Here is a 23577-nt window from a genome sequence, read left to right on the forward strand (position 1 = left end):
TTACCGTCCCAGTAAGAGAGAGTTGGGGTTACGTTCGATGCTGCGTGCCAAAGATGCAAGGGCATCCGCCGCTTTTTGGATATCGCGCAGGGTATCTTCGGCGCTGCGGCTAAGTTGATCACCCTTGTTATAGCCTTCGATGGTGCGGCTGGCCTGTGCAAAGAGTGCCGACAGGCGGTCAACAATCTTGGGCAGATCCTTGGCCGACACCGCAATGCTGTCAGCGGCGTTGCGCGCTGAAACGAGCGTCCGGTTGACGTTCTCGATGGCGCCGCCCTCGCGCAGTTCTTGAAGGGTATAGTTCACCTCGTCCAACGCCCGTTTAAGCGACCCAGGCAGAGCCACCGCATCGTCGGTGCCGATCACGGCGTCGGCGGATTTGGTGAGGTTCGTCAGCTCGATAACAAGCTCCTCGATTTCAAGCGAATTCGCCTTTTCGGCCACCGCCTTGATCTGATCAACCAGCGCCGGCACGCCTTCGACAGAGGATGACACCGCCGTTGCGGCCTCGGATGCACCATCGAGCACGCTGAGCAGGCGTTCCGCAATGCGTTCCTGTTCCAGTGTGGCGACAAGCTTTTCAACGCGCACAAGCGTGGCGTTCAGCGTGACCGGAATGTTCTGCATATCGTCAGACGTTACCAGCCCTGTCAGTTCCGCCATCAACTGTCGCAGATCTTGCGGCGTCTCGCGCAGGTCTTTGTCGGACACCAGCGCATCAGCCGAGTTGAGGAACGAGATTGCACTGTTCAGCAACTCCTCGATCGGCAGATTGTTGATACGTGTGAACACGCCCTCAACCGTCGCCGCAGCATCAGAAGTTTCGCTTTTCGTCGTGGGCAGGATTGGCAGATCATTGGCAGCCGTTTCGATATTGGCCGCCGACGCGTCGTCCACCATCAGCAATTCTACCTTGAGCCCCCCTGTCAGTAGGCTAGCCGAGGTCAGCCGCGCACGCAGCCCGGCAGAAACGCGTTCGGTCAAAAAGCCCAGTGCGTTCTCGGCGGTCACTTCACCTTGTAGGCCCAGCCTGGCTGGCTGGATCGACAGGGTGACGTTCAGACGTACACGGCTGTCGCCGAACCGGTCAAAGTCGACCAGACCTGAAAGAGTTTCCACCTCACCGATCTTCAATCCACTCAATTCAACCGGCGCGCCGACGGTCAGGCCGGAAATGTTGTCATCGAACACCACACTGACCTTCAACGGGTCGACTTCGGAGGCGTTAAAGACTGAATTGCGCGCGCTTTCCTTATCGGGGAAAATCTCGAACACGGTGCCGTCGCTAACGCGGTCGCCCCCGGATACGAACGTGTCAAAGGTGATCCCGCCGCCCACCAACGTGGCGAGCGAAGAAAAATCAATTTCAGCACCGGCAGGGCCGATATTCACACTGAAACCGGACGTGTCCCAGAACCGCGTGGATCCATTGACCAGTCCGCGGTGCTCTTCGAAGATCAATGCCTCGACGATCGCATAGTTGCCGCGTGGCGCGATCTTGGCATAGCCTACGCGGCCCACCTCGATCCCCTTGTATAGGATCGGGGCATTGTCCGTCAGCTGGCCAGTGGCTGTGGACCGAAATGCAATTTCCAACCCTTCCTGACCCGGCCGGATCAGCGGCGCCACAGAGGCGCCTTGGAATCGGTTAGCGGGTTGGCCCACCTGGGTGTCCCATGACCCTTCGATATAAACGCCGCTCAACACAGTGCTAAGCCCGGTGATGCCCTGCGCGGTCACTTCGGGCTCCACGATCCAAAAGACAGCGCTGCTGTCGATATATGCGGCCACATCCTTGTCTACGCGGATGGTCGCGGTGACGCGTTCGAGGTCTTCGGTAAAGCCGACCTTTTCAACACGCCCGACGGTAATATTGCGATACTTCAATTCGGTCTCGCCTGCCGCGATACCAGAGCCGTTTTCGAATTCGACGATGATTTCCGGCCCGCGTTCGGCATAGGAACGCCACGCCACGGCAACGGCAACAATCAACGCGAGGATTGGCAGAACCCAGACAATCGACGCGCCGCTGAGGAACATCTTGCGCGCGGGTGAAACCGACACTTTCGGCGGTGTATCAGTCATTGCGCTGCGGACCCCCATCCTTGGCTTGCACATCCCAGATCATACGGGAATCAAACGCTTGCGCTGACAACATCGTAAAGATCACCGACAGGGCGAAAAAGATGCTCGCCGGGCCCGGATTGATGGATGCCAGTGTCTTGAGTTGCACCAGAGACGACAAAATCGCAACCACAAAGATATCGATCATCGACCAACGCCCGATATATTCAACGACTTCGTAGAGATATTGCCGCTGTTGCCGCGAGGCAACCGACCGCTGCTGTACGCTGATCGCCAGAAACGCCACCGATGCAAACTTGCCCAGCGGGATCACCACAGAGGCAAACAGAATAATCACGGCAATACCCCAATTGCCGTGATTGGCCAGTTCGACCGCGCCACCGATGATCGTGCTCTCGTCGACCTGAAACAGCGTTCGGGTTTTCAGCATGGGATAGATATTGGCAGGGACATAGCACATAATCCCGACCACCCAGAACGCCCACACCCTTTGCAAGCTCATCTCATCGCGCGAGACAAGTCGATGGCCGCAGCGCCCGCAGGTCTGCGTACCCATCGGCCAAGCCTTGGCGCAACGCGTGCAAGCCACGAGGCCCATGTCGCGCGCGCTTATGATTTTTTCGGATGTTCCAGTGAGTTCCATACTGACCATTTACATAGAAATTTGTCCTGCGCGATGACGAGGACGACAAGAACGCCGAACATCCAGAAGGCGGGGCCGAACCCGACATCGGCAAGGTCTGATACCTTGACCAGCGCCACGGCACAGCCAATCGCAAAGATTTCAGCCATAGACCAAGGGCGCAGCGCCTCTGACAGGCGAAATGCCTGCATCGCTTGGCGGGCAGGCGGGCGATCCAACACGATGGGGATCAGCACATATAGGGTCAGCAACACCCGCAAAAGCGGCACGAAAAAGATAAGGGCCGCCGTTGCCAACGACAGTAAGATCATCGGGCCACCAGCAAAGGCCAGGGCCGCATCAAGAATTGACACCGCATTCTTGTTGCCTGCCGCGTCGATCGTCAGAAACGGAAACACCGCAGCACCAATGATCAGCACCACGACCGCAACCGCAACCGCGATGATATGCAGCCCGGCGTTACGGCGCGGCGTGATCAATTGCGTATGGCAGCGTTGGCAGATCGCGCGTTCGCCATGCGCAGGTTTTTCCACCGCGTACACAGCGTCGCACTGCGGGCAGACGATCAGGTCGTCGCGCGGGACTGCTGGCTGATTGGGCTGTGCGGTGTCTACCATGGCGTATGAGTATATGATCCGACGGGGGGTTCATATCAATAACTTGAGGCTAGCCGGTCACGGAAATGTGGGCGGCATCCCTCCACCACAGGCCAACATCTTATGGAACGGTCGCCGCCGCCAATCGTTGTCTCTGGGAATACAAACTTAAAAACGGAGATACGAAATGACCGATATCAAAGACGCAAAAATCCTGATCCTTTCCGCCGATGGCTTTGAACAGTCAGAACTGGAAAAGCCTTTGGCAGATCTTCGCAAACACGGCGCAACTGTTCATGTGGCAACACCTGATGGGAAAGATATCAAGGGCTGGGATAAGGACAACTGGGGCAACACCGTGAACGCCGATCTGGCGTTAGGCGATGCCAAAGTCGACGCCTACAACGGCATCGTTTTGCCGGGCGGCCAGATCAACCCGGACCTGCTGCGCGTCAACAAGGACGCAATCGCACTGATCCGCGCATTCCACGACGCAGGCAAAACCATCGCCGCTATTTGTCACGCCCCCTGGCTTCTCATCGAAGCGGGGATCATCAAGGGCCGCAAGGCCACATCCTATGGGTCCATCTCAACCGACATGAAAAATGCAGGCGCGGCCTGGGAAGACAGCGAAGTGGTGGTAGATCAAGGCATCATCACCAGCCGGTCACCCGAAGATCTGGACGCATTTGTCGCCAAGATCGTCGAAGAGATCGAAGAAGGTAAGCACGAACGCAAGGCAGCCTGAACCACCGTTGTTTATCCAATCAGCCCTCGGCCTGTCAGGCCGGGGGCTTTTTCATGATCTGTGCAATCTCACGCGTGTTCAGCCCAACCTCGCGCAAGACAGCTTCGGTCGCGGCACCGACGGCGTCAGGGAGGGTTGGTTGTGGCGGTTCCGTTCTGCCAAATCTCGGCGCGGTCCCCGATTGCAGCACATCCCCCGCTACCAGGCTGCGACGCGCGGCCATATGGGGGTGCTGGGCAGCCTCCGAAAAGCTTAGAACCGGGGCAACGCAAGCATCAGATCCGTCGAAAATCTGCGCCCAATCATCGCGGCTACGCGTGGCAAACAGCGTGGCAAATTCTGCGCAGCGGGTCGGCCATGTTTCCGTGTCATTCTGCGACGCGGCATAATAGGCGGGCAGACCCAGCTTCTCCAACAAGATTGCGTAGAACTGCGGTTCTAACGCGCCCACAGAGATAAATTTTTGATCTGCGCAGGTATAGCAGCGGTAAAAAGGTGCTGCCCCGTCCAGCCAATTCGACGCGCGCGCCTCAGTCCAGCGGCCCTGTGCCAGCATACCGTGGATTAGCCCCATCATCGCAGGCACGCCATCTACCATCGCGGCATCCACCACCTGCCCCTTGCCGGATATGCCGCGTTCGATCACCGCAGAAAGGATTCCGAACAGCAAGAACATGGTGCCACCGCCATAGTCCGCCACCAGATTGAGTGGCGGAATGGGCGGCGCATCGCGCGCGCCCATAGCGTGCAGCGCACCCGTTAGCGCAAGATAATTTATGTCATGCCCTGCCGTCTGAGCCCAAGGACCGGTCTGACCCCAGCCGGTCATGCGGGCATAAATCAGCTTGTCTGGGCAGTTTTTTGGGCCAAGGCCAAGGCGTTCCATCACGTCGGGGCGAAAGCCTTCGATCAGGACGTCACTGGCGGCAATGATGCGATGCGCAGCTTTTTGGCCAAGATCGGATTTCAGATCGAGCACGACTGACTGCTTGCCGCGGCGGTTGATGTCAGTGGGGTCAGCGGGTGCGTGTTTACGATCTATCGTGACCACCCGCGCGCCCAAGTCGGCCAGCAGTTGCCCCGCCAACGGCGCAGGGCCAAGGCCAGAGAACTCAACGACGCTAAGCGACGCCAGTGGCCCCTGCCGCATCAGGCCGCACCCGGCACCTGCACCTGCCGCCCCCCTTCGACGAAGTTTGCCAGTGACAGCGGCCAAACGGTGCCGGGCCAGCGCAATTCCATCTCGCGCTTACGGGGGCGATAGACGGCGGTATATAGGGTGCCAAATCCGGCGTTGAAGGCGGTGGAATAAAGCGGCGGTTTCAGAAACGCGCCGATAAACTTTTCCTCGGGGTCGCGGTGCAGGCGCAGACGTTGCAGCAGATAGCGTTCACGCTCGACCGTGGCGGTAAAGCGGGCGTGACTGATCCATTCGACATTTTCCTGATGGTTCGTTGCCACCGCCGCATGGGTAATCTGTGCAGGCCGGTCGGGGGCCATCATCGCCGTCAGGTAATGGCGTTTGCGGTCCAGAACGGTCACATTATAACTCATGTGCGTAGGCACACGGGCCAGCACAGCACCCGCCTCTTCGACTGTTGTGCAGGTCTGAAGCACGTAGCGCAGGATCAGCGGCACGCCAAAGCCTTCGCCCACTACACGGCGCCCCCCAAACGTAAGCGAGATCGCCAGCCCGGCGTCGTTCACGCCGTCCACCAGACCCCAAAGTCCGTCAGACGTGCCCATCACCTGCCGACCCTGCCAGTTGGTGCGCAGCAACAGGGAATCAAAGGCATTGGTGTTGTAATCGTAGTTGCGCACCATCACCGGTTCTTTGCCCGCCCAGATCGCCTGACTACAGGCCGACAGATATGGCGGTGGGCAGTAAAAGCTTAGGAACCGTGCTGCGTGGTCTCCGCCGCCCGCCAGCGCGCACAGCTCTTCGTAAAGAGGCAGCATTTCGGGCATATGCGCCGTCAGCGCGCGGCGACATTGGGTATATGTCGGACGCGCGGCCGCACCTTCCTTGAGCCACCACGCGCGGTAGTCAGGCCAATATTCGGCGAAAAGCCCGGCCCACTTTGGGCCGGGCGTATCTTCGGACAATGCGCGCCAGAACATCGCGACCTTTCAGATACCTCAGAGGATCTTAAACGCCGGATCGGACAATTCCGGACCAGCGGATGCAGTTGGCAGAGGCTTGCCATCCACAGATTGCTTGATGCCGTGAATCCACTTTTTCGCCCGCTCATTCAACTGGAAAGACTTGGTCATCGATCGGCCTCGCGTCACCAGTATGCCAATGTCGGCGCCTTCATAGCGATAATCACCCGGTTGCAGGATGCGCAGGAAGAAGGCTTCGTTCTCGCTTTCCACGGCGCGGCGGTGATAATCGAAGCGGTCAAACACAACGCGACCATCCTCAAGCATCTTGTAGATGCCGGTCTCTGGCGAGTTGGTACAGATATCGACGCTGTCTTCGGTGTGCTTGATCACCATCTGGCTCCAGCCGTCGATCATCTCGGGGTCGGCCCAGCGGGCGTTCAGCTCATCCACATCCAGATCGAACTTTTTCTTCGAGAACTCAAGCAGGTGGAACAGAAACAGCGGTGCATCCGCATGGGCAAAGGCGGCGTGGTTGGTCATCGAAGAACAGCCGGTGATGCGCGGGTTCAGTTCACCCAACCACAGATCGCCGGTTTTCTTGTCGATCAGGAAATCGAGCTCAAAATACCCGCGATACCCCTCCTTGCGCAGCTGTTCCCCGAACTTAAAGGTCAGATCGCGGGCTTTTTCGCGCACCTTGGGTGGAAAGGCGGTGGCAAGGATTTCATTGCCACACCAGCCACCGCGATAGGGCGTCAAGTCTTTGAAGCCGACCAATTCGGTCATCAGAGGGCCAACAATTGTGCCTTCTTTAGTGGCGCAGGCTTCGATCGCAGAGCCACGACAATCAATTCGCTTCATGATCTTGATCTCGCCTTCGCCGACGATCTCGCTCTCGTGGCGGCGGAAGTCGGCTTCGGATTTGATGAAGAAAGTTGTGTGTCCTGAATCGCCATAGGCCGATTGCAGCACCAAATCATGACCGATTCCGGCTTTCTCGCAGGTCTTTTTCAGGTCTTCGTATGATTTCACTTCGGCCAGCACGTTAGGCACCGAAGGCACCCCTGCCTTGTTGCCGATGCGCACTGTTTCGATCTTGTTGTCCATCGACTGCCGCAGCTTGGCCTTTGGGAACCACACGTCGGCACCAAGTTCCTTGGATAGGCGTTCGGTTTCTTCATCGAACATCAGGAACACAAACTTGGGCTTGCCGCCGCGACGTTTGACAAAGTCGATGACTTCTTTGTGCTGCAACAGGTAGTTGTTGATGTCTTCGATGCTCTGGAATTCTGCGTGCGGCTGCTCTGACGGGCAGAACACGTTGGGGTGCTTGCCGCCATAACAGTCGATGTAGCAGATATATTTGAAGTTCTTCACCCATTCATCCAGCCCCAGCAGGTTAAAATTGGTGGCCGAAATGAAATAGATCGGGTCTTCGTTGCGGTGAAAGAACCGGCGGATTTCTGAGATATTCCTGAGGATTGTTGCCATGTTGTTGGTCCTTTTTTATCAAACAGGTGAAGAAGAAAGATGTTTGTCGCGGACGCGTTTCAGCGCCGCTTCGGTAAACACGCGCAGGCCCAAATCAGGCCGATAGCCGTGAATTTCGCTAACATCCAAGGCGCGCATGAAAGCGAGGATTTCCTGGCTGACAACCTGTCCAGGAACGAGGATCGGAAAGCCGGGAGGATAGGGGATGATGAAACTGGCGGAGACAACTGTCTGGCCGTCATCCATCGCCTCTTGCAGTGATCCATTCAGATCGAGGTAGTCACAGTTCTTTTCATCATAGGCGAGGAAGAATGCAGTGCGGATATCACCCTCTGGTGTGTCGTGGGCACGGAATGCCTCGTGAAAGCGGCTAAAATCCGGCAGCGGTGGATAGTGCTCCATCAGGTTGGACACGCGCCGGTCGAAAGACAGCCGTTCCATCCGGCTGGCATCGTCCAACAAATCATCAAGCGACTTTGCGATCTCGACCAGAACTTCGATCAGATAGGCCACTGATGACCGCGTGGTGCCAATGTTGGTCATAAACAGCACTGTGTTGCGGGAGGTCTTGTTGATCTGGATGCCATATTTATCCATCAAGATATCTGTCTTGAAGGTATCGCCATCCCAGCCCGTACCGCCCACGGCCAGTGTGACACGGGTCGCATCGAGGACAAATTCGTCCTGCTCCCAGCAGTCCCACATATCCGTCCAGCCCTGTTGGGTGTCGTAATAGCTGGTGACCCCGCTTTCGCGGTGAGCCTCTGGAATCATGTCACCGGCAGTCAGAACCTTGAAGTACTTTTGCAGCAGCGGGTGATCGGTGATGGCGCGCCGCATCGACATCGCCGCCTCGATCTGGCGTTGTACAAATTCGTACCCTTCAAGTTCGACTTGCCGGCGCCCCACATCAAGCGAGGCAATGATCTGGTAGTTTGGCGATGTTGATGTGTGCGTCATGTAAGCTTCGTGAAAGCTTTGCTCGACCTCGCCCTTGAAGTCCTGATCGTTGACATGGATCATCGAGCCCTGCCGCAGCGACGTCAGCGTTTTATGAGTCGATTGCGTGGCATAGATCCGCACCCGCGCGTTGGGCGGCGGGATCAGGCGGGTTTTCAACAGCGTCTCGTCGTCCGCATCCTTGAGCATGATCTGCTGCTTGTCATAGGCAGCGGCGTGGGCCTCCGACCGGAATTTTTCGCGCAGCGTATTGGCTGCATTCATACCCGTGCGCTGGCGATAGGTTGGGCTGAACCGGGCAAAGGCAAACCACGCTTCATCCCACAGGAAAATCAGGTCAGGTTTGATGGCCAGACATTCTTCCATTACGCGTTCGACGTTATAAACCAGCCCGTCAAAGGTGCAGTTGGTCAGCAGCAACATGCGCACACGGTCCAGTTTTCCTGCCGCCTTGAGCGTCAGCAACTGATGCTTGATTTCATGCAGCGGCACGGCGCCGTACATCGAGTATTCGTTAAGCGGATAGCTATCGAGGTAACTCACCTGCGCGCCGGCCAGCACCATCCCGTAATGGTGTGACTTGTGACAATCCCGGTCGACCAGGACGATATCACCGGGGCGCACCAAGGCCTGAACCACGATTTTGTTACAGGTCGACGTGCCGTTGGTGGCAAAGAAGGTCTGTTTCGACCCAAACGCACGGCTGGCCAGTTCCTGTGCCTCTTTGATCGGGCCGTGCGGTTCCAGTAGACTGTCCAACCCACCAGAGGTTGCAGAGGTTTCCGCGAGGAAGATGTTCGGCCCGTAAAACGCACCCATATCCTGAATCCAATGCGATCGGGTGATGGATTTACCCCGGCTGATCGGCATGGCGTGAAACACGCCGGTGGGCTGTTTTGAATATTCAACCAAAGCGGTAAAGAAGGGCGACTTATTGCGCGCCTGCACCCCGCGCAGGATGTTCAGGTGCAGCTCCATGAAGTCTTCTTGGTTATAGAAAACCCGCCGACAGATCCCCAGATCAAGACCTGCGATATCTTCGACCGACCGTTCTGTAACCAGATAGGCGTCCAGTTCAGGGCGGACCTTGGCGATCATTCGGCAAAGTTCGGGGCCGTAGCTTTCGGGGTGCAGCGCGTCGATTTCATCGCGCCCGCCGGCCCGGGCGAGATAGCGGGCCAGGATCGGCTGATCCATCTTTGATTTCAGTATCAGGCCGGGGCGCACGACGATGGCCTGAATGTTGTGGTTGAACATCACCGCGATCAACGCATCCTCAAGGCTGGGCACCACAACGGCCTCGTAGATGAACGGATCTTCGGGGCGGCGCATCCGGGTCACGTTACTGCGCAGCCAGCGTTCTTGCTGTTCGCTTACATTGTCGACGATCAATATCTCGAAATAGGGTTTCGCAAGCGCGCGGGCCTCGGGTGGCAGCATCGCTTCGTCGTCGTGTTCGTCCTGATCAAGGCTGTCACGTTCGAGCGGGATGGTCCGCCGACGGTAGGCACCCGTCGTCAGCGCGCGTGTGACCCGGTTCACCGAAAACGCGATGTCTTCGAAATTGCCATGGGCGTAATGGCGGCGCATGTGCTCAAAGGCAGACATGCCGGGAAAGGCCCAATAGGGTTCAATCAATTCCAACGAGACAAACAGCTCGTCGACCAGTTTGCTCAGCCGCGCCACCTCTTTGGCGCTGGGGCCACGGGCCAGTGCAGTTGTGGCAGCACGCAGCGCGCTCCAGCGGTCAGATCTCAGCTGAATGGCGGAAGAGTAATCGTTCATAGAATGCATCAGTCGTTCTCCGCTGGGCGGCATCGACTGATGCTTGGCTTTCGGCGTTTGGTGCCGAAAGCCATCACACCAGCTTAGCCGCTGGATGTTTCCCCGGGCACGGTTGCATTACCGGGCGTCAGGGGGGGATTGGGTGTCGCCGCAGCCGGGGCTACGGGCGCTTGGCTATTGATCACGGCTGCGGCAGAGCCTGCGCCGGGGTTGGCAAGGGGTTCGGCGATCAGGCTGGGTTGCTGCTGCCCTTTGAAGGCAGGCATGTCCGCAGGCACCTGTTGTGCAGGCACGTCAACATGAAGCCCCGCGCGCGTGCCCTGCTGAGGAATTTCGAGCGGACCCAGTGTCTTGAGGTAGGCATCCGTGCCGCTGGCGCGGTCATAGATCGAGAAATCGGTGGACCGATCGCGGAAGGATTTAAGCAGTTGACCAAGGCCTTTCATACCTGTCTCACGCTGACGGCGGACCATCGAGAGGTCAACCTCAATTGGAAACATATCTTCCTGGCCGGCAGACTGGTGCAGGACCATCGAGGTTGGATCGACCACGCAGGATTTACCCACACCGCCCGCGCCCAACCCGTTTACGTCGAAGATATAACACTGGAACTGCGCTGCCGTGGCCCGCGCGATGGCCAATTCTGCGTCGCGGTCGGTCGTGCCAGTCAGGACCGGGTGCAACAGCACCTCGACGCCCTGTGACGTCAATTGGCGCGTGGTCTCGGGAAACCACATGTCATAGCAGATCGACAGCCCAAAGCGGCCAACATCAGGTACGTCAAAAACACAGAATTCAGTCCCTGCTGCGATCCCGGCTTCGTAGGGCCGGAATGGAAACATCTTGGCGTACCGGCGGATGATCTCGCCCTCGGGGTTGATGACTACCGAGGTATTATAGACCCGTCCATCACCGGGATCGGTCAGGAACATCGAACCGGGAATAAGCCAAACCTTGTGCTTGCGCGCAGCGGCCTGAAACCGCTCTATGGTTTCGTTTTCCGGGGGCAATGAATACTGATCGAGCGGGCCAAAAGGGGCCAGTTCGGAAAACAGCACCATCTGTGTCCAGGGAAACCGCGCCATCAGAATATCTAGGCGATGAATCATGCCATCTACATTTGACTGTAGGGCGTTGACGTACATCTGCACGCCGGCAATTGCGAAAGGGGTCATATCAGCTTACTCCGAGCTTTGCGGCCCGCTGGAAGATATTCCTGCCCATTGCCGCCTTGCACGCCCCTTACGCCCTTACTACCAGAACGGAAACAGGGGATCTGCGCACGATCCTGTCGGCGTTGGAGCCGACAAGGAATTCGCGCAGCTGATCCGGCTTTTGCGACGCCATCACCACCAGATCGGCCCCGGTCTTTTCAATGATCTTGAGGGCCTCGCGGTGGATCTTGCCGAACTTGAGATGCTGTTTCACCTTTATCTCGTCTGGGACGTGATCCTCGACCAGCTTGGCCAGCGCCTCGGCCGCCTTTGCGGTTGCCCTCTTTTCGAAATCCTTGGGAAAGAACCCTTCGACCAGTGGCGTTCCCATGTCAGGCACCACGGTGAGGATATGCAGGGTGCCGCCCGACACGCGGATCATCTCCACCGCTTGCGGCAGCGCCTTTTTCCACGACTTATTGTCGTTCAGGTCAACGGTCAGCAAGATCGTGTTGAACATATCCGGTCCCCCTCAGGCTGCGACGGTTTCACGGGTGGCGCGTGCATTGCGGCCCCGTTGCAAGAAGATCACCAACCCAAGCAGCAACAAAGCCGGGATGAACATCCAGTATTTGCTGGGTTGCGGCACTGGCTTCAGTACACGCAGAACCTCTTGATCCCAGTCGAGCCCGGCAGATTGCGCGGCGCTGGAATAGGCCACATCGTCGATGATCATCTTGTCGCCATCCTGTCGGAAGGTCAGCCCCGCCGCTTCCAGCTTTTCAGCACCGGTTGCACCCTCGCCAATCGGCACGAGCGCGACAAATTCGATCGGGTCCCCCAGATCGTTGACGCCGGCGACCCGCAAGCGCAGGTTTTCACCAACCGGTGTTCCCTCGGCCGCCTGTTCAATGGCTGCTGGCGGCTCCTCCACATAGGGGGGAGAGACCATATCCATCCAGAATCCGGGACGGAACAGTGTGAAGGCGATCAAGAGCAGCGCGATGGTTTCGTAGAACCGGTTCTTGGCAAGGAACCAACCTTGCGTCGCCGCCGCGAACAGCAACATGGCACAGGTGGCTATTACAAAGATGAATATCCCCTGCGCCCAGGTGACCCCGATCAACAGAAGTTCGGTGTTGAAGATAAACAAGAATGGCAATGCGGCGGTGCGCAGCGAGTAAAAGAATGCCACAACGCCGGTTTTGATCGGATCACCACCGGAAACAGCGGCTGCGGCAAAACTTGCCAACCCCACCGGGGGTGTCACATCCGCCATGATGCCAAAGTAGAACACGAACAAGTGCACAGCGATCAATGGCACGATCAGCCCGTTCTGCTGGCCTAGCGTCACAATTACCGGGGCCAATAATGCAGACACCACGATATAGTTCGCCGTGGTCGGCAGCCCCATCCCAAGGATCAGCGACAGGATCGCGGTCAGGAACAGAATGGCAAGGATATTGCCGCCTGACAGCACCTCAACCACATCGGCCAGTGCCGATCCGACACCCGTTTGGCTGACCGCGCCCACAATGATACCTGCCGTCGCCGTCGCGATGCCGATGCCGATCATGTTACGCGCGCCGGTCACGAGGCCATCAATCAGGTCAAGAAAGCCGTCTTTGACGTCATTGGCCAACCGGCTTTCGCCGCGGAAAATGGCCATTAGTGGACGCTGTGTCAGCAAGATGAAGATCATGTAGGACGCCGCCCAGAAGGCCGACAGGCCCGGTGACAAACGGTCGACCATCAGTGCCCAGACCAGCACCACAACCGGCAAAATGAAATGCAGGCCGGACCGCGCGGTAGGGCCGGGCAACGGCAGCGACGTTACCTCTGCATTTGGGTCGTCAAGCTTGAGCGGTGCTTCCTTGCTGGCGACATAGAGCAGGCCAACATAGACCGCCGTAAGGAAGACAAAGATGATGTAGCCCGCGGTTTCCGGAAATGCCGGACGAATCCAGCCCATCAGGTAATAGACGCCAAAAGACAGCGCGCAGATCGCGATGATCGCAAAGGCGATGCCGATCAGCTGCTGCACCCAAGGCTTTGGGGTATACGCGCGCGGCAGACCTTGCATGCCTGCTTTCAGCGCTTCCAAATGCACAATGTAGACCAGCGCGATGTAGGAAATCACCGCCGGCAGAAAGGCATGTTTGACCACGTCGAAATAGGGAATGCCGACGTATTCCACCATCAAGAAGGCCGCAGCGCCCATCACAGGTGGCATGATCTGACCATTGACCGATGAGGCCACTTCAACGGCACCAGCTTTCTCAGATGAGAAACCGACCTTTTTCATCAGGGGGATGGTGAATGTGCCCGTCGTCACCACATTGGCGATGGAAGAGCCCGAGATCAGCCCCGTCATCGCCGAGGCGACCACCGCAGCCTTGGCCGGGCCGCCGCGCATGTGGCCCATAAGGCTGAATGCCACTTGAATGAAATAGTTGCCCGCGCCCGCCCGATCGAGCAGGGAGCCGAACAGAACAAAGAGGAAGACAAAAGACGTCGACACCCCCAACGCGATGCCAAAAACGCCTTCGGTGGTGATCCATTGATGGTTCACAATTTCGGACAGGCTGTTGCCCTTATGCGCGATGATGCTGGGCATGTTGGGGCCCATGACGGTGTAGAACAAGAACACAGACGCCACGATCATCAGAGCGGGGCCAAGGGCGCGACGGGTCGCTTCGAGCAGGATCATCAAGCCGGTTACGGCGACAACATAGTCTTGCAGGATCGGCGCGCCGACCCGGTCCGCGATGTCGCGGTAGAACATAAAGAGGTATAGCGCGCAAAGTGCGCCAACAATCGCCAGCGCCCATTCCCAGATCGGGATGTGATCCTTGGGCGAGCCAAGCACGACAGTAGCGACGACAAAAAGAGCGGGCAGCGGAACCCACCAGACCGGGGTCGCATCCTTTGCACTGATCATGAACAGCGCGGCAAGTGCCAGAGGCACGACAATGCCCAGCACGACCTGGAATTTGGTGCGCGCCGCCGGGAAGGCCATAACCCCAAGGAATACAGCAAAGCCGAGGTGGATCGACCGCGCGAGTGTGTCGTTAAAAAGACCAAAGGGCGACGCGATGTAGAGCTGGAAGATCGACCACGCCAGTGCGGTGAGCATCAAAAGAGTGCCTATCGTGCCCTTTATTGCACGTCCGCCCGTGTCGGAGGAGGCGACAAGTTCGTCCAGTTCCGCCTGGCTCAACCCGCCGCGACCACCGGTTGCCGCATTTTCGACGGCAGCCGCCTGCTGTTGGTCTTTTTGTGACATCACTTTCCCCCTGTCGGCCCCATCTTATGACGGGTGCGCAATTTATTCTTGGGTGTCTGGCGGCAGTTGCCTGCCGCCAAACGCATCACATTCGCTTAGAAGACCAAGCGGATCATTCGATCCAGCCGCGCTCCTTGTAGTACTTCTCGGCACCGGGGTGCAGCGGCGCGGACAACCCGGCGCTGATCATGTCTGCTTCGACAAGACCTTCAAAGGCTGGGTGCAGCTTTTTGAAGCGGTCAAAGTTATCAAAAACGGCCTTAACCACCTGATATACAACGTCGTCATCAACATCGGAGGATGTGACGAAAGTGGCTTTTACGCCAAAGGTTTCGACATCGTTGTCGGTCCCTTTATACATGCCGCCGGGCACAGTCGCCTTGGCGTAGAATGGGTTCTCTTCGACCAGCTTGTCGATTTCCGGGCCGGTGACAGGCACGATATGCGCATCGATGGTGGAAACCGCCTCTTGGATCGACCCGTTCGGGTGGCCAACGGTATAGATGATCGCATCAACCTTGTTGTCACCCAGTGCGGCGGCTTGTTCGGCCGGCTTCAGTTCGGATGCCAATGCGAAATCGTCAAGCGTCCAGCCTTTGGCTGCCATCACGACTTCCATCGTGGCGCGCTGACCGGAACCGGGGTTACCGATGTTCACGCGCTTACCCTTGAGGTCGTCGAAAGTTTCGATGCCACTGTCGTTGCGCGCGATCACGTTGAACGGTTCACCATGGACGGAAAACACAGCGCGCTCTTTGTCGAACTTGTTGCCTTCAAATTCCGACGTGCCGTTGTACGCGTGATACTGCCAGTCGGACTGGGCCACACCCATGTCCATATCACCAGCCTTGATCGCGTTGATGTTTGCAATGGAACCACCGGTAGACGGCGCGGTGCATTTCAAACCGTGATCGGCAGAACCGCGGTTCACAAGGCGGCAGATCGACTGACCTACGACAAAGTAAACGCCGGTCTGGCCGCCGGTCCCGATGGTGATGAATTTTTCCTGTGCCGTCGCAGCGGTCCCGGCCACCATGGCCCCCGCAATCGCCAGCATTTTGAACATTTTCATAGCTGTTCTCCCTTTTTTGTTCGTCAAGATCCACCAATAGGTGGACCCGTCACAATGTGTAGCGGAGGCGCAAAATATAAAGGCGATTTTGCCCCCAGCATCGCATTTCCTCCCTGCACCTCAGCTTTGGCACCCGGTGCGCGGGAATCCTATCGTCAGGTTAGGCGCGTTTGATATTATGATCAAGCGGGCTGTCACAGATCACGGTTCCGCAAGGTCAAGCCTTTGTCACCAAGCTTTTTTCAACCTGACTGTACAGGGCACCTTGGTTAGGAGATCGCCCTAATGTTGATTATATTAAACACACCGTGTGATAATTTACAAGCATCTCCTTGCAAGAGGTCCCAATCCGGTCAAAGTGACGATGATAATATCGCGAAACTTACAATCGGAGCATATATGCCCTCGCTCGACTCGCTGACTCGATTTACGGCCCTGTTCGCCTGCGCCATCCTGGCGCTGCTATCAATGATCCTCATGGCAACTTGGTCGATCTGGTTCGGGCTGCCATTGCTGGTATTTGGCGCGTTGACCGCGGTCGGCACCTACGACCTGTTTCAAACCAAACATTCGATCCTGCGTAATTATCCGGTGCTGGGGCACATGCGCTTCATCTTTGAAGGGATCAGACCGGAAATCCGGCAATACCTTATCGAATCCGATCAGGATGAAGAACCGTTCAGCCGCGATGACCGCAGTCTGGTTTACCAGCGCGCCAAGGGGCAAGAGGACGCGCGCCCGTTTGGTACGCGGATGCGGGTCTATGACGCCGGGTATTCATGGGTCACCCATTCGGTGCAACCGACGCATATCACTGACACGGATTTCCGGGTGGTGATCGGCGGCAAGGACTGCAAACAGCCTTATAGCGCGTCGATCTACAATATCTCCGCGATGAGTTTCGGCTCCCTGTCTGCCAATGCCATTCAGGCGCTGAACACCGGGGCGAAACTGGGCGGCTTTGCCCATGACACCGGCGAAGGGTCGGTCAGTCGTTATCACAAGGCAGGCGGCGGTGACCTGATTTTTCAGGTGGCGTCAGGCTATTTCGGCTGCCGCGCGCCGGACGGGACATTTGATGCTGACAAGTTTGCCGAAACGGCCGCGCTTGATCAGATCAAGATGATCGAACTAAAGCTCAGTCAGGGGGCCAAGCCTGGGCATGGGGGTATGCTGCCCGCGCGCAAAATCAGCGCCGAGATCGCAGAAGCGCGCGGCGTGCCGATGGGCAAGGACTGCGTGTCACCTGCCGCGCATTCGGCCTTTTCAACCCCGATCGGGATGATGCATTTCCTGCAAAAGCTACGTGATCTGTCGGGCGGCAAGCCTGTGGGGTTCAAGCTGTGCATCGGGCATCAGCGCGAATTCATGTGCATGGTCAAGGCAATGTTGGATACCGGCATCGTGCCGGATTTCATTGTCGTCGATGGCACCGAAGGCGGCACTGGTGCGGCCCCGGTAGAGTTCGCCAATCACGTCGGAATGCCGATGGTCGAGGGGCTGACCTTTGTACACAACACGCTGCGTGGGGCGGGTATTCGCGATCAGGTAAAAATCGGCGCGGCGGGCAAGGTGGTGTCGGCCTTTGACATCGCCCGCGCGTTGGCACTGGGGGCAGATTGGTGCAACTCTGCGCGCGGATTCATGTTTGCCATCGGCTGTATCCAGGCGCAGGCCTGCCACACCAATCATTGCCCTGTGGGCGTCGCCACCCAGGACAAAATCAGACAGCGCGCGCTGGACGTAGGCCACAAAAGCGAACGTGTCGCGCGGTTTCATCGCAACACGATGGAGGCGCTGGCAGAGATGACAGGGGCCGCAGGGCTCCCCAACCCCAGCGCATTCCTGCCACGCCACCTGATGCTGCGCCAAGGCGACAAGAGCATGGTGCAGGGTGATCAGGTTTATCCCTATCTTCCGGCGGGCTATCTGCTCGACGATCAGGCGATGGATTATAACGGCAACAAATCCCGCTGGGCCCGCGCCCGCGCCGAGAGCTTTGCCCCGGTGGATTAAACCCGCTGCGTCAGGTCTGGCAGCACGGGTGCGGCTGCAATCAGTGATTTGGTGTAGGCATGCTGTGGGGTATCGAACACAGCATGCGTCGCGCCCTGTTCGACGATTTTACCCGCCTGCATGACCAGCACCCGGTCCGTCACGCTGCGCACCACCGACAAATCGTGCGATATGAACAGATACGTCAAGTCATAGGCGCCGCAAAGCTCTGCCAGCAGATCAAGGATCTGCGCGCGCACCGACACGTCCAGCGCACTGACCGCTTCGTCAAAGAGGATCAGTTCGGGGCGGATGATCAGAGCGCGGGCGATAGCGATACGTTGGCGCTGGCCACCGGAAAATTCATGGATGTACTTGCGTGCATCACCGGACGACAGGCCAACCGCCGTCAGCGCCTCGTCTATGGCGCGCTGGCGATCGGCGCCCTGTGGCGGGTCAGGCAACAGGTGAAACGGCTCGGTCACCAATCGGTCGACCCGATGACGCGGATTGAAGCTGCCGAAGGATCTTGGAACACCACCTGCATTTTGCGCCGGACGACGAGGTTCGGGCGATTGCCGGTAAACACTGGCGCACCGTCGAGGGTGATCTGCCCGGCCTGCACCGGTTCCAGACCCAAAATCGCGCGCGTTAGGGTCGATTTTCCGCAGCCGGATTCTCCGACAAGACCCAGGCGTTCACCGCGCTGAATGGTAAAGCTTACGTCATCCACTGCGCGAAACCGTCCCGGCGCGCCAAACAGTGTCTTGCGCGGCAGGGTATAGTCGCGCCGGATGCCCATGATCTCAAGCAGCGGTTTAGGTGGCGGCGCAGGCGGCAGATTGACCTGATGTGACGAGGCCGCGAACAGCATTTTGGTATAGTCATCGCGCATGTTGTGCAGCAGCGCGTTGGTCTCGTTCTGTTCGACAATCCGCCCTTTGCGCATCACCACGATACGGTCGGCCATGTCGGCCACCACGGCCAGATCATGGGTGATCATCAACAGACCCATTCCGTCTTCCTGCACCAACCGCTTCAGCAAGTCGAGGATTTGCGCCTGCGTCGTCACGTCCAGCGCCGTGGTCGGCTCATCTGCGATCAGCAGCCGGGGCCGCAGGGCAATTGCCATGGCGATCACAACGCGCTGACGCTGGCCGCCACTCAGTTCATGCGGATAACGTGACAGCGGAAACTGGTCCTGTGGCAGGCCGACGCGGGTCAGGGTATCGGCGGCGCGCGCCTCTGCTTGTTGGCGCGACAGGCTGCGGTCGTGAATGCGGATAGTCTCAGAGACCTGCCGCCCGATGGTCTGCACCGGGTTCAGTGCCGTCATCGGCTCTTGAAACACCATGCCGATATCGTTGCCGCGTATATCGCACAGGTCACGCTCTGCCAGCCCGGTGAGATTTGTTTCGCCAAGCATGATATGGCCCGTGGTCCGCGCGCCCTGCGGCAACAGTTGCAGCGTGGCCAGGGCGGTCATTGATTTGCCCGATCCGCTTTCCCCAGTCACCGCGACAATCTCGCCCGGATGAATGGAAAAGGTGACACCATGCAGGATGCTGATCCCGTGGATCGACAGCGACAGATTGGAGATGTCCAGCAATGTCATACGCGCGCCACCCGCAAACGCGGGTCCAGAAGATCGCGCAGCCCGTCGCCCATCAGGTTCAACCCCAGCACCGTGAGAATGATCGCAAAACCGGGCATCAGTGCCATATGCGGCGCGATGCTGACCAAGGTCTGCGCATCTGCCAGCATCCGCCCCCAGGACGGCGTTGGCGGCTGCGCGCCCAGACCGACATAGCTCAACCCCGCCTCGGCCAGGATGCCTAGGCTGAACTGGATGGTGCCTTGCACGATCAGCAGGTTGGTAACATTGGGCAGGATGTGTTCGGCGGAAATACGCACAGCAGATTTGCCGGCAACCCGCGCGGCCAGAATGAAATCGCGCTGCCATAGCGACAGTGCCGCCCCACGGGTGATCCGGGCAAAGACCGGGATATTGAATATTCCGATGGCGATGATCGCATTGACCGCCCCTGCCCCAAAAACCGCCGTGATCAGGATCGCGATAACGATAGCCGGAAACGCAAAAACCAGATCGTTGCCGCGCATGATCACCTCATCCACGAAACTGCCACGCCGCGCTGCTGCCCACAGCCCCAGCGGCACCCCCGCCCCCATGCCGATGCCCACCGCCACCAGCGCGACAGCGATAGAGGTGCGTGCGCCAACCATGATCATACTGAGGATATCACGGCCAAAGTGGTCTGTGCCCAGCAGATGTGCCACGCTCGGCGCTTTCAGCTTGTTGGCGATGTTGAGCGCGCTGTGATCGAACGGTGTCCAGACAAAGCTGATAAGCGCCGCCAGTACAAAGATGCCTGTCAGCATCCCACCCAAGGCCAGATTGCGGTTCATGTACGCGCCCTCAAGCGCGGATCAACCGCAGCATAGGCCAGATCGACGACAAAGTTCACCACGATCACGGAAAAGACCAGCAGCATGACCACCGATTCCACCACGATCAGGTCACGTGCGGAGATGGATTGGAACACCAGCCGCCCCAGTCCCGGCAGATAGAATACCTGTTCAATGATGATCGACCCCGCCAGTAGAAACGAAAACTGTAATCCAATAATCGTCAGCACCGGGATCAGCGCATTGCGCAATCCGTGCCGCCACAGCGCTTGGCGTGACGATAGCCCCTTGGCGCGGGCGGTGCGGATGAAATCTTCGCCCAGCACGTCCAGCAAGGACGATCGCATGACGCGCGCCAGAATAGCCGCCTGTGGCAGCGCCAGCGCGACAGCAGGCAGCGTCAGCGCGTGCAGCCCGGCCCAAAGCCCTTTGTCCCAGCCCACGAACCCGCCGGCTGAGAACCAGCGCAGGTTAATAGCAAAAATCAGCACCAGCATCATTGCAAACCAGAAATTCGGCACGGCCACGCCCAGTTGGGTGGCCCCCATAACGCCGATGTCCCCCGCCCGACCGCGGCGGGAGGCCGCAAAGATACCCGCAGGGAAGGCAACAACAATCGACAGCGCCAGCGCATAAAGCGCAAGCGGCAGCGAAACCCAAAGGCGGTCGCCAATCATCTCTGCCACCGGCGTGCGATAGGTATATGAGGTGCCAAAGTCACCGGCCAGCATGCCGGTGACCCATGAAAGATATCGTTCAAACTTGGTTTGATCCAATCCCAGTTCGGTCCGCAGTGCCGCCAGGGTTTCGGGCTGCGCGTTCATGCCCAACATGAATGACGCGGGGTCGCCCGGCGCAACCTCGATCACGGCAAAGATCACCAGCGAGGCAACGGCAAGGCTGATCAAAAGCGACAGCATTCGTTTGAGGGTATAGCGCAACATCTCGCGAGGTTAGGCGCGCGGGCGCGCATGGTCCAGAGGCCTTGTCGAAGGCGCCCCATCGCTGTCTGTGAAACGCTGCGCGGGTGGCGACCGTGCCCCACACGAAAACGTTACAATCTGGTTTTTACGCCAAGAAGCATAGCCTTATCGCGACAAGCAATTCGGTCAGGGTCGACAACCGCAGCGTTTACGGGAACCAAACGACGGGCCTGGGGTTGTGTATGTAAGTTCAATCAACGTGGAGAGTTATAATGAAAACGACACTTAAAACACTTGCTATCGCTGGCCTGCTGGGCACCGTTTCTGCACCTGCTTTTGCGGCTGCGCACCTGGACATGGCGACAATGACCTGTGCCCAGTACAAAGCGCTGAGCGCAGATGATCAGCTTGAAGTGGCGACAATGGCCATTGCAGAGATTGATTCCGGCATGGACGGCGCGCCAAGCGATGGCGAACCAAAAGCCGTTGAAGACTCAATCGGCGATACCACTGCTGCCGAAGCAACCGACGGTACGTCCACTGAAGGTACAGTTGAAGAGAACAATGGCGAAGCGATGGCAGTTGAGCCAACAGGCGGCAACACTGCTGAATCCAATATGACAGCAGAGCCAATGGACGAAGCCGCATTGGAAGCCTTCATGGCCGTATGTGATCAGAACCTTGACGCATTGGTTAGCGAAGCCGCTGCCAACATGGACGGCACACGCTAAGCCTTCTTACTATAGTATTGAAAAAGGGCACCGTTGTGGTGCCCTTTTTGCTGTTCACAACGTGAGTGATTAATCTATTCGGCCCAGCCGACAGCGGTCAGATCGGTGGCTTGGGTCGGCGCGTTTTCCCACAGCCCCTGAACACCGGCTTTTGCCACAGTCAGGGTGGCCAGCTGGAACAGGTAACCGTTCACGTAATCCTCTGAAATCATCCGCTGGGCATCGCCCAGCAACTGATCACGTTCAGTAGGGTCCGTTGTGGTGTTCAACTTGGTGATCAGCGCCTGAAAATCTGCGTTGTCATACTGGAAATAGTATTCTGGATTTGCATAGACACCGATGTCCATCGGTTCGGTGTGGCTGACGATCGACAGACCAAAATCGCCTTTGAAAACGGTCTCCAGCCATTGCGCCCACTCGACGTTGGTAATCTCGGCCTTGATCCCGACCTCAGCCAACTGCGCCGCGATAATCTCGCCGCCGCGACGGGCGTAAGAGGGGGGTGGCAGGTGCAAGGTGGTTTCAAAGCCATCAGCAAACCCGGCTTCGGCCAACAAAGCTTTGGCCTTTTCGGGGTCATAGTCGCTCATCCCCGTCAGATCGACATAGGCAGGGTTGTGCGGGGCAAAGTGGGTTCCGATGGGCGTGCCGAAACCGAACATCGCGCCGTCGATAATCGCCTGACGGTCAATCGCATGGGCCACGGCTTCGCGGACCTTCACGTTATCGAATGGCGGACGCGTGTTGTTGGTGGACAAGATGGTCTCGCCCTCGGTCGATCCGACCAGCACCTGAAAACGGGGGTCGGCTTCGAACTGAGGGATATTTTCGGGGGCAGGAAAACTGATGAACACGTCCACGTCTTCGGCCATAACCGACGCAAAGGCAGCCGTGGGATCAGAGATGAACTTGAACGTAGCGGTTTCCAGCTTGGCCGGTTCACCCCAGTAATCAGGATTGCGCGAGATGTCGATTTTATCGCCCTGGGTCCAGCTATCGAACTTGAAAGCGCCGGTGCCGACTGGGGTCTGCTTGATGTTGTCGATGCTTTCGGGGGCCACGATCACGGCATCTCCCCATGCAAGGTTGAACAACATATTGCCGTTGGGCTCTGACAATTTCACTTCGACGGTCAGCGGGTCAATCACGTTGACCTCGGAAATCGCGGCGTAAAGCGCCTTTTGGGCGTTGGCACTGTCCTCTGCATTAATCCGGTCGAGGCTGAATTTCACATCTTCGGCGTCCATCGTGGTGCCGTCGTGGAACGTCACACCATCGTGCAGCTTGAACGTATAGGTCAGCCCGTCGTCAGAAATCTCCCAGGACTCGGCAAGGCCCGGCACGACGGAACCATCGCCCATAAAGCGGGTCAGCCCCTCAAAGACGTTAGAGTAGAGCACGGAATCGATGGCGCCCGCAGCAGCGGAGGTTGGGTCCAGATGGGGTGGCTCCAACTGCATCGCAACCGTGATCCCGGTCTGCTGGGCGGCTGCTATACTGGCAGAAAGAGCCAGTGCAGAGGCCATAAAAGCCCGCGTGGCAAACTGTTTCATCAAAGATAACTCCCTGTTTTTA

At 58.0% G+C, this 23577-nt stretch carries 17 protein-coding genes and 1 pseudogene; 3 read left to right on the forward strand and 15 right to left on the reverse strand.

Going from position 1 to position 23577, the window contains the following annotated elements; translation table 11 throughout:
- Genes AC1965_RS18105 through AC1965_RS18115 form a run of 3 tightly spaced genes read right to left on the reverse strand, consistent with a single transcriptional unit; the run spans position 1 to position 3345 of the window.
- Positions 1-2085 carry a PqiB family protein gene (locus AC1965_RS18105; protein WP_483885221.1) on the reverse strand — a complete coding sequence of 695 codons (2085 nt, stop codon included), beginning with the start codon at positions 2083-2085 and terminating at the stop codon, positions 1-3.
- The gene (locus AC1965_RS18110; RefSeq protein ID WP_483885222.1) at positions 2078-2683 is read right to left on the reverse strand and encodes a paraquat-inducible protein A; all 606 of its coding nucleotides are present in this window, start codon (positions 2681-2683) and stop codon (positions 2078-2080) included. The genes AC1965_RS18105 and AC1965_RS18110 overlap by 8 nt, the downstream gene beginning before the upstream one ends.
- 11 nt (positions 2684-2694) lie before the next feature.
- Positions 2695-3345: a paraquat-inducible protein A gene (locus AC1965_RS18115; RefSeq protein ID WP_483885223.1), complete on the reverse strand. Its 651-nt coding sequence runs from the start codon at positions 3343-3345 to the stop codon at positions 2695-2697.
- Between the two features lie 166 nt (positions 3346-3511).
- Here AC1965_RS18115 and AC1965_RS18120 point away from each other — a divergent pair, with 166 nt between their 5' ends.
- Complete coding sequence (locus AC1965_RS18120) at positions 3512-4072, forward strand: type 1 glutamine amidotransferase domain-containing protein (protein ID WP_483885224.1); 561 nt, start codon at positions 3512-3514, stop codon at positions 4070-4072.
- 34 nt (positions 4073-4106) lie between these two features.
- Here the strand turns inward: AC1965_RS18120 and AC1965_RS18125 are convergent, their stop codons facing one another.
- From AC1965_RS18125 to AC1965_RS18160, 8 genes are all read right to left on the reverse strand, one after another.
- Complete coding sequence (locus AC1965_RS18125; protein ID WP_483885225.1) at positions 4107-5222, reverse strand: CaiB/BaiF CoA transferase family protein; 1116 nt, start codon at positions 5220-5222, stop codon at positions 4107-4109.
- On the reverse strand, positions 5222-6193 hold the full coding sequence (locus tag AC1965_RS18130) for a C45 family autoproteolytic acyltransferase/hydrolase (protein WP_483885226.1): 972 nt from the start codon (positions 6191-6193) through the stop codon (positions 5222-5224). The genes AC1965_RS18125 and AC1965_RS18130 overlap by 1 nt, the downstream gene beginning before the upstream one ends.
- 18 nt (positions 6194-6211) lie before the next feature.
- The gene (locus AC1965_RS18135; protein ID WP_483885227.1) at positions 6212-7669 is read right to left on the reverse strand and encodes a biotin carboxylase; all 1458 of its coding nucleotides are present in this window, start codon (positions 7667-7669) and stop codon (positions 6212-6214) included.
- Positions 7670-7687: 18 nt separating this feature from the next.
- A complete protein-coding gene (locus AC1965_RS18140; RefSeq protein WP_483885228.1) occupies positions 7688-10423 on the reverse strand; it encodes an aminotransferase class I/II-fold pyridoxal phosphate-dependent enzyme in 2736 nt (911 codons plus the stop codon).
- Between the two features lie 74 nt (positions 10424-10497).
- Positions 10498-11589 carry a carbon-nitrogen hydrolase family protein gene (locus AC1965_RS18145; RefSeq protein WP_483885229.1) on the reverse strand — a complete coding sequence of 364 codons (1092 nt, stop codon included), beginning with the start codon at positions 11587-11589 and terminating at the stop codon, positions 10498-10500.
- A 67-nt stretch (positions 11590-11656) separates the two neighbouring features.
- Positions 11657-12088 (reverse strand): universal stress protein, encoded by a 432-nt coding sequence (locus AC1965_RS18150; RefSeq protein ID WP_483885230.1) that lies wholly within the window; start codon positions 12086-12088, stop codon positions 11657-11659.
- 12 nt (positions 12089-12100) lie between these two features.
- The gene (locus AC1965_RS18155; RefSeq protein WP_483885231.1) at positions 12101-14854 is read right to left on the reverse strand and encodes a TRAP transporter permease; all 2754 of its coding nucleotides are present in this window, start codon (positions 14852-14854) and stop codon (positions 12101-12103) included.
- Between the two features lie 112 nt (positions 14855-14966).
- The gene (locus AC1965_RS18160; RefSeq protein WP_483885232.1) at positions 14967-15926 is read right to left on the reverse strand and encodes a TAXI family TRAP transporter solute-binding subunit; all 960 of its coding nucleotides are present in this window, start codon (positions 15924-15926) and stop codon (positions 14967-14969) included.
- 399 nt (positions 15927-16325) lie between these two features.
- Between AC1965_RS18160 and AC1965_RS18165 the strand changes: the two genes are divergently transcribed.
- A complete protein-coding gene (locus AC1965_RS18165; protein WP_483885233.1) occupies positions 16326-17942 on the forward strand; it encodes an FMN-binding glutamate synthase family protein in 1617 nt (538 codons plus the stop codon).
- On the opposite strand, the pseudogene AC1965_RS18170 reads toward AC1965_RS18165, so the two are convergent.
- The 3 genes and pseudogenes from AC1965_RS18170 to AC1965_RS18180 form a co-directional block, all read right to left on the reverse strand.
- Positions 17939-19536, reverse strand: a pseudogene (locus AC1965_RS18170) (ABC transporter ATP-binding protein). The gene AC1965_RS18165 and the pseudogene AC1965_RS18170 sit on opposite strands and share 4 nt — an antisense overlap.
- Positions 19533-20348 carry an ABC transporter permease gene (locus tag AC1965_RS18175; protein ID WP_483885234.1) on the reverse strand — a complete coding sequence of 272 codons (816 nt, stop codon included), beginning with the start codon at positions 20346-20348 and terminating at the stop codon, positions 19533-19535. The pseudogene AC1965_RS18170 and the gene AC1965_RS18175 overlap by 4 nt, the downstream one beginning before the upstream one ends.
- Positions 20345-21292 carry an ABC transporter permease gene (locus tag AC1965_RS18180; RefSeq protein ID WP_483885235.1) on the reverse strand — a complete coding sequence of 316 codons (948 nt, stop codon included), beginning with the start codon at positions 21290-21292 and terminating at the stop codon, positions 20345-20347. The genes AC1965_RS18175 and AC1965_RS18180 overlap by 4 nt, the downstream gene beginning before the upstream one ends.
- A gap of 251 nt (positions 21293-21543) precedes the next feature.
- Between AC1965_RS18180 and AC1965_RS18185 the strand changes: the two genes are divergently transcribed.
- Complete coding sequence (locus tag AC1965_RS18185) at positions 21544-22002, forward strand: hypothetical protein (RefSeq protein ID WP_483885236.1); 459 nt, start codon at positions 21544-21546, stop codon at positions 22000-22002.
- A 74-nt stretch (positions 22003-22076) separates the two neighbouring features.
- Here the strand turns inward: AC1965_RS18185 and AC1965_RS18190 are convergent, their stop codons facing one another.
- Positions 22077-23555 carry an ABC transporter substrate-binding protein gene (locus tag AC1965_RS18190; protein ID WP_483885237.1) on the reverse strand — a complete coding sequence of 493 codons (1479 nt, stop codon included), beginning with the start codon at positions 23553-23555 and terminating at the stop codon, positions 22077-22079.
- Positions 23556-23577: the final 22 nt, after the last annotated feature.

The organism is Sulfitobacter sp. KMM 9851 (genome assembly GCF_057178245.1).

Excerpts from the sequence above, each read along its gene's own strand:
- AC1965_RS18105 (WP_483885221.1), bottom strand. The coding sequence starts at position 2,085 with ATGACTGATACACCGCCGAAAGTGTCGGTTTCACCCGCGCGCAAGATG.
- AC1965_RS18110 (WP_483885222.1), bottom strand. The coding sequence starts at position 2,683 with ATGGGCCTCGTGGCTTGCACGCGTTGCGCCAAGGCTTGGCCGATGGGT.
- AC1965_RS18115 (WP_483885223.1), bottom strand. The coding sequence starts at position 3,345 with ATGGTAGACACCGCACAGCCCAATCAGCCAGCAGTCCCGCGCGACGAC.
- AC1965_RS18120 (WP_483885224.1), top strand. The coding sequence starts at position 3,512 with ATGACCGATATCAAAGACGCAAAAATCCTGATCCTTTCCGCCGATGGC.
- AC1965_RS18125 (WP_483885225.1), bottom strand. The coding sequence starts at position 5,222 with ATGCGGCAGGGGCCACTGGCGTCGCTTAGCGTCGTTGAGTTCTCTGGC.
- AC1965_RS18130 (WP_483885226.1), bottom strand. The coding sequence starts at position 6,193 with ATGTTCTGGCGCGCATTGTCCGAAGATACGCCCGGCCCAAAGTGGGCC.
- AC1965_RS18135 (WP_483885227.1), bottom strand. The coding sequence starts at position 7,669 with ATGGCAACAATCCTCAGGAATATCTCAGAAATCCGCCGGTTCTTTCAC.
- AC1965_RS18140 (WP_483885228.1), bottom strand. The coding sequence starts at position 10,423 with ATGCATTCTATGAACGATTACTCTTCCGCCATTCAGCTGAGATCTGAC.
- AC1965_RS18145 (WP_483885229.1), bottom strand. The coding sequence starts at position 11,589 with ATGACCCCTTTCGCAATTGCCGGCGTGCAGATGTACGTCAACGCCCTA.
- AC1965_RS18150 (WP_483885230.1), bottom strand. The coding sequence starts at position 12,088 with ATGTTCAACACGATCTTGCTGACCGTTGACCTGAACGACAATAAGTCG.
- AC1965_RS18155 (WP_483885231.1), bottom strand. The coding sequence starts at position 14,854 with ATGTCACAAAAAGACCAACAGCAGGCGGCTGCCGTCGAAAATGCGGCA.
- AC1965_RS18160 (WP_483885232.1), bottom strand. The coding sequence starts at position 15,926 with ATGAAAATGTTCAAAATGCTGGCGATTGCGGGGGCCATGGTGGCCGGG.
- AC1965_RS18165 (WP_483885233.1), top strand. The coding sequence starts at position 16,326 with ATGCCCTCGCTCGACTCGCTGACTCGATTTACGGCCCTGTTCGCCTGC.
- AC1965_RS18175 (WP_483885234.1), bottom strand. The coding sequence starts at position 20,348 with ATGAACCGCAATCTGGCCTTGGGTGGGATGCTGACAGGCATCTTTGTA.
- AC1965_RS18180 (WP_483885235.1), bottom strand. The coding sequence starts at position 21,292 with ATGTTGCGCTATACCCTCAAACGAATGCTGTCGCTTTTGATCAGCCTT.
- AC1965_RS18185 (WP_483885236.1), top strand. The coding sequence starts at position 21,544 with ATGAAAACGACACTTAAAACACTTGCTATCGCTGGCCTGCTGGGCACC.
- AC1965_RS18190 (WP_483885237.1), bottom strand. The coding sequence starts at position 23,555 with ATGAAACAGTTTGCCACGCGGGCTTTTATGGCCTCTGCACTGGCTCTT.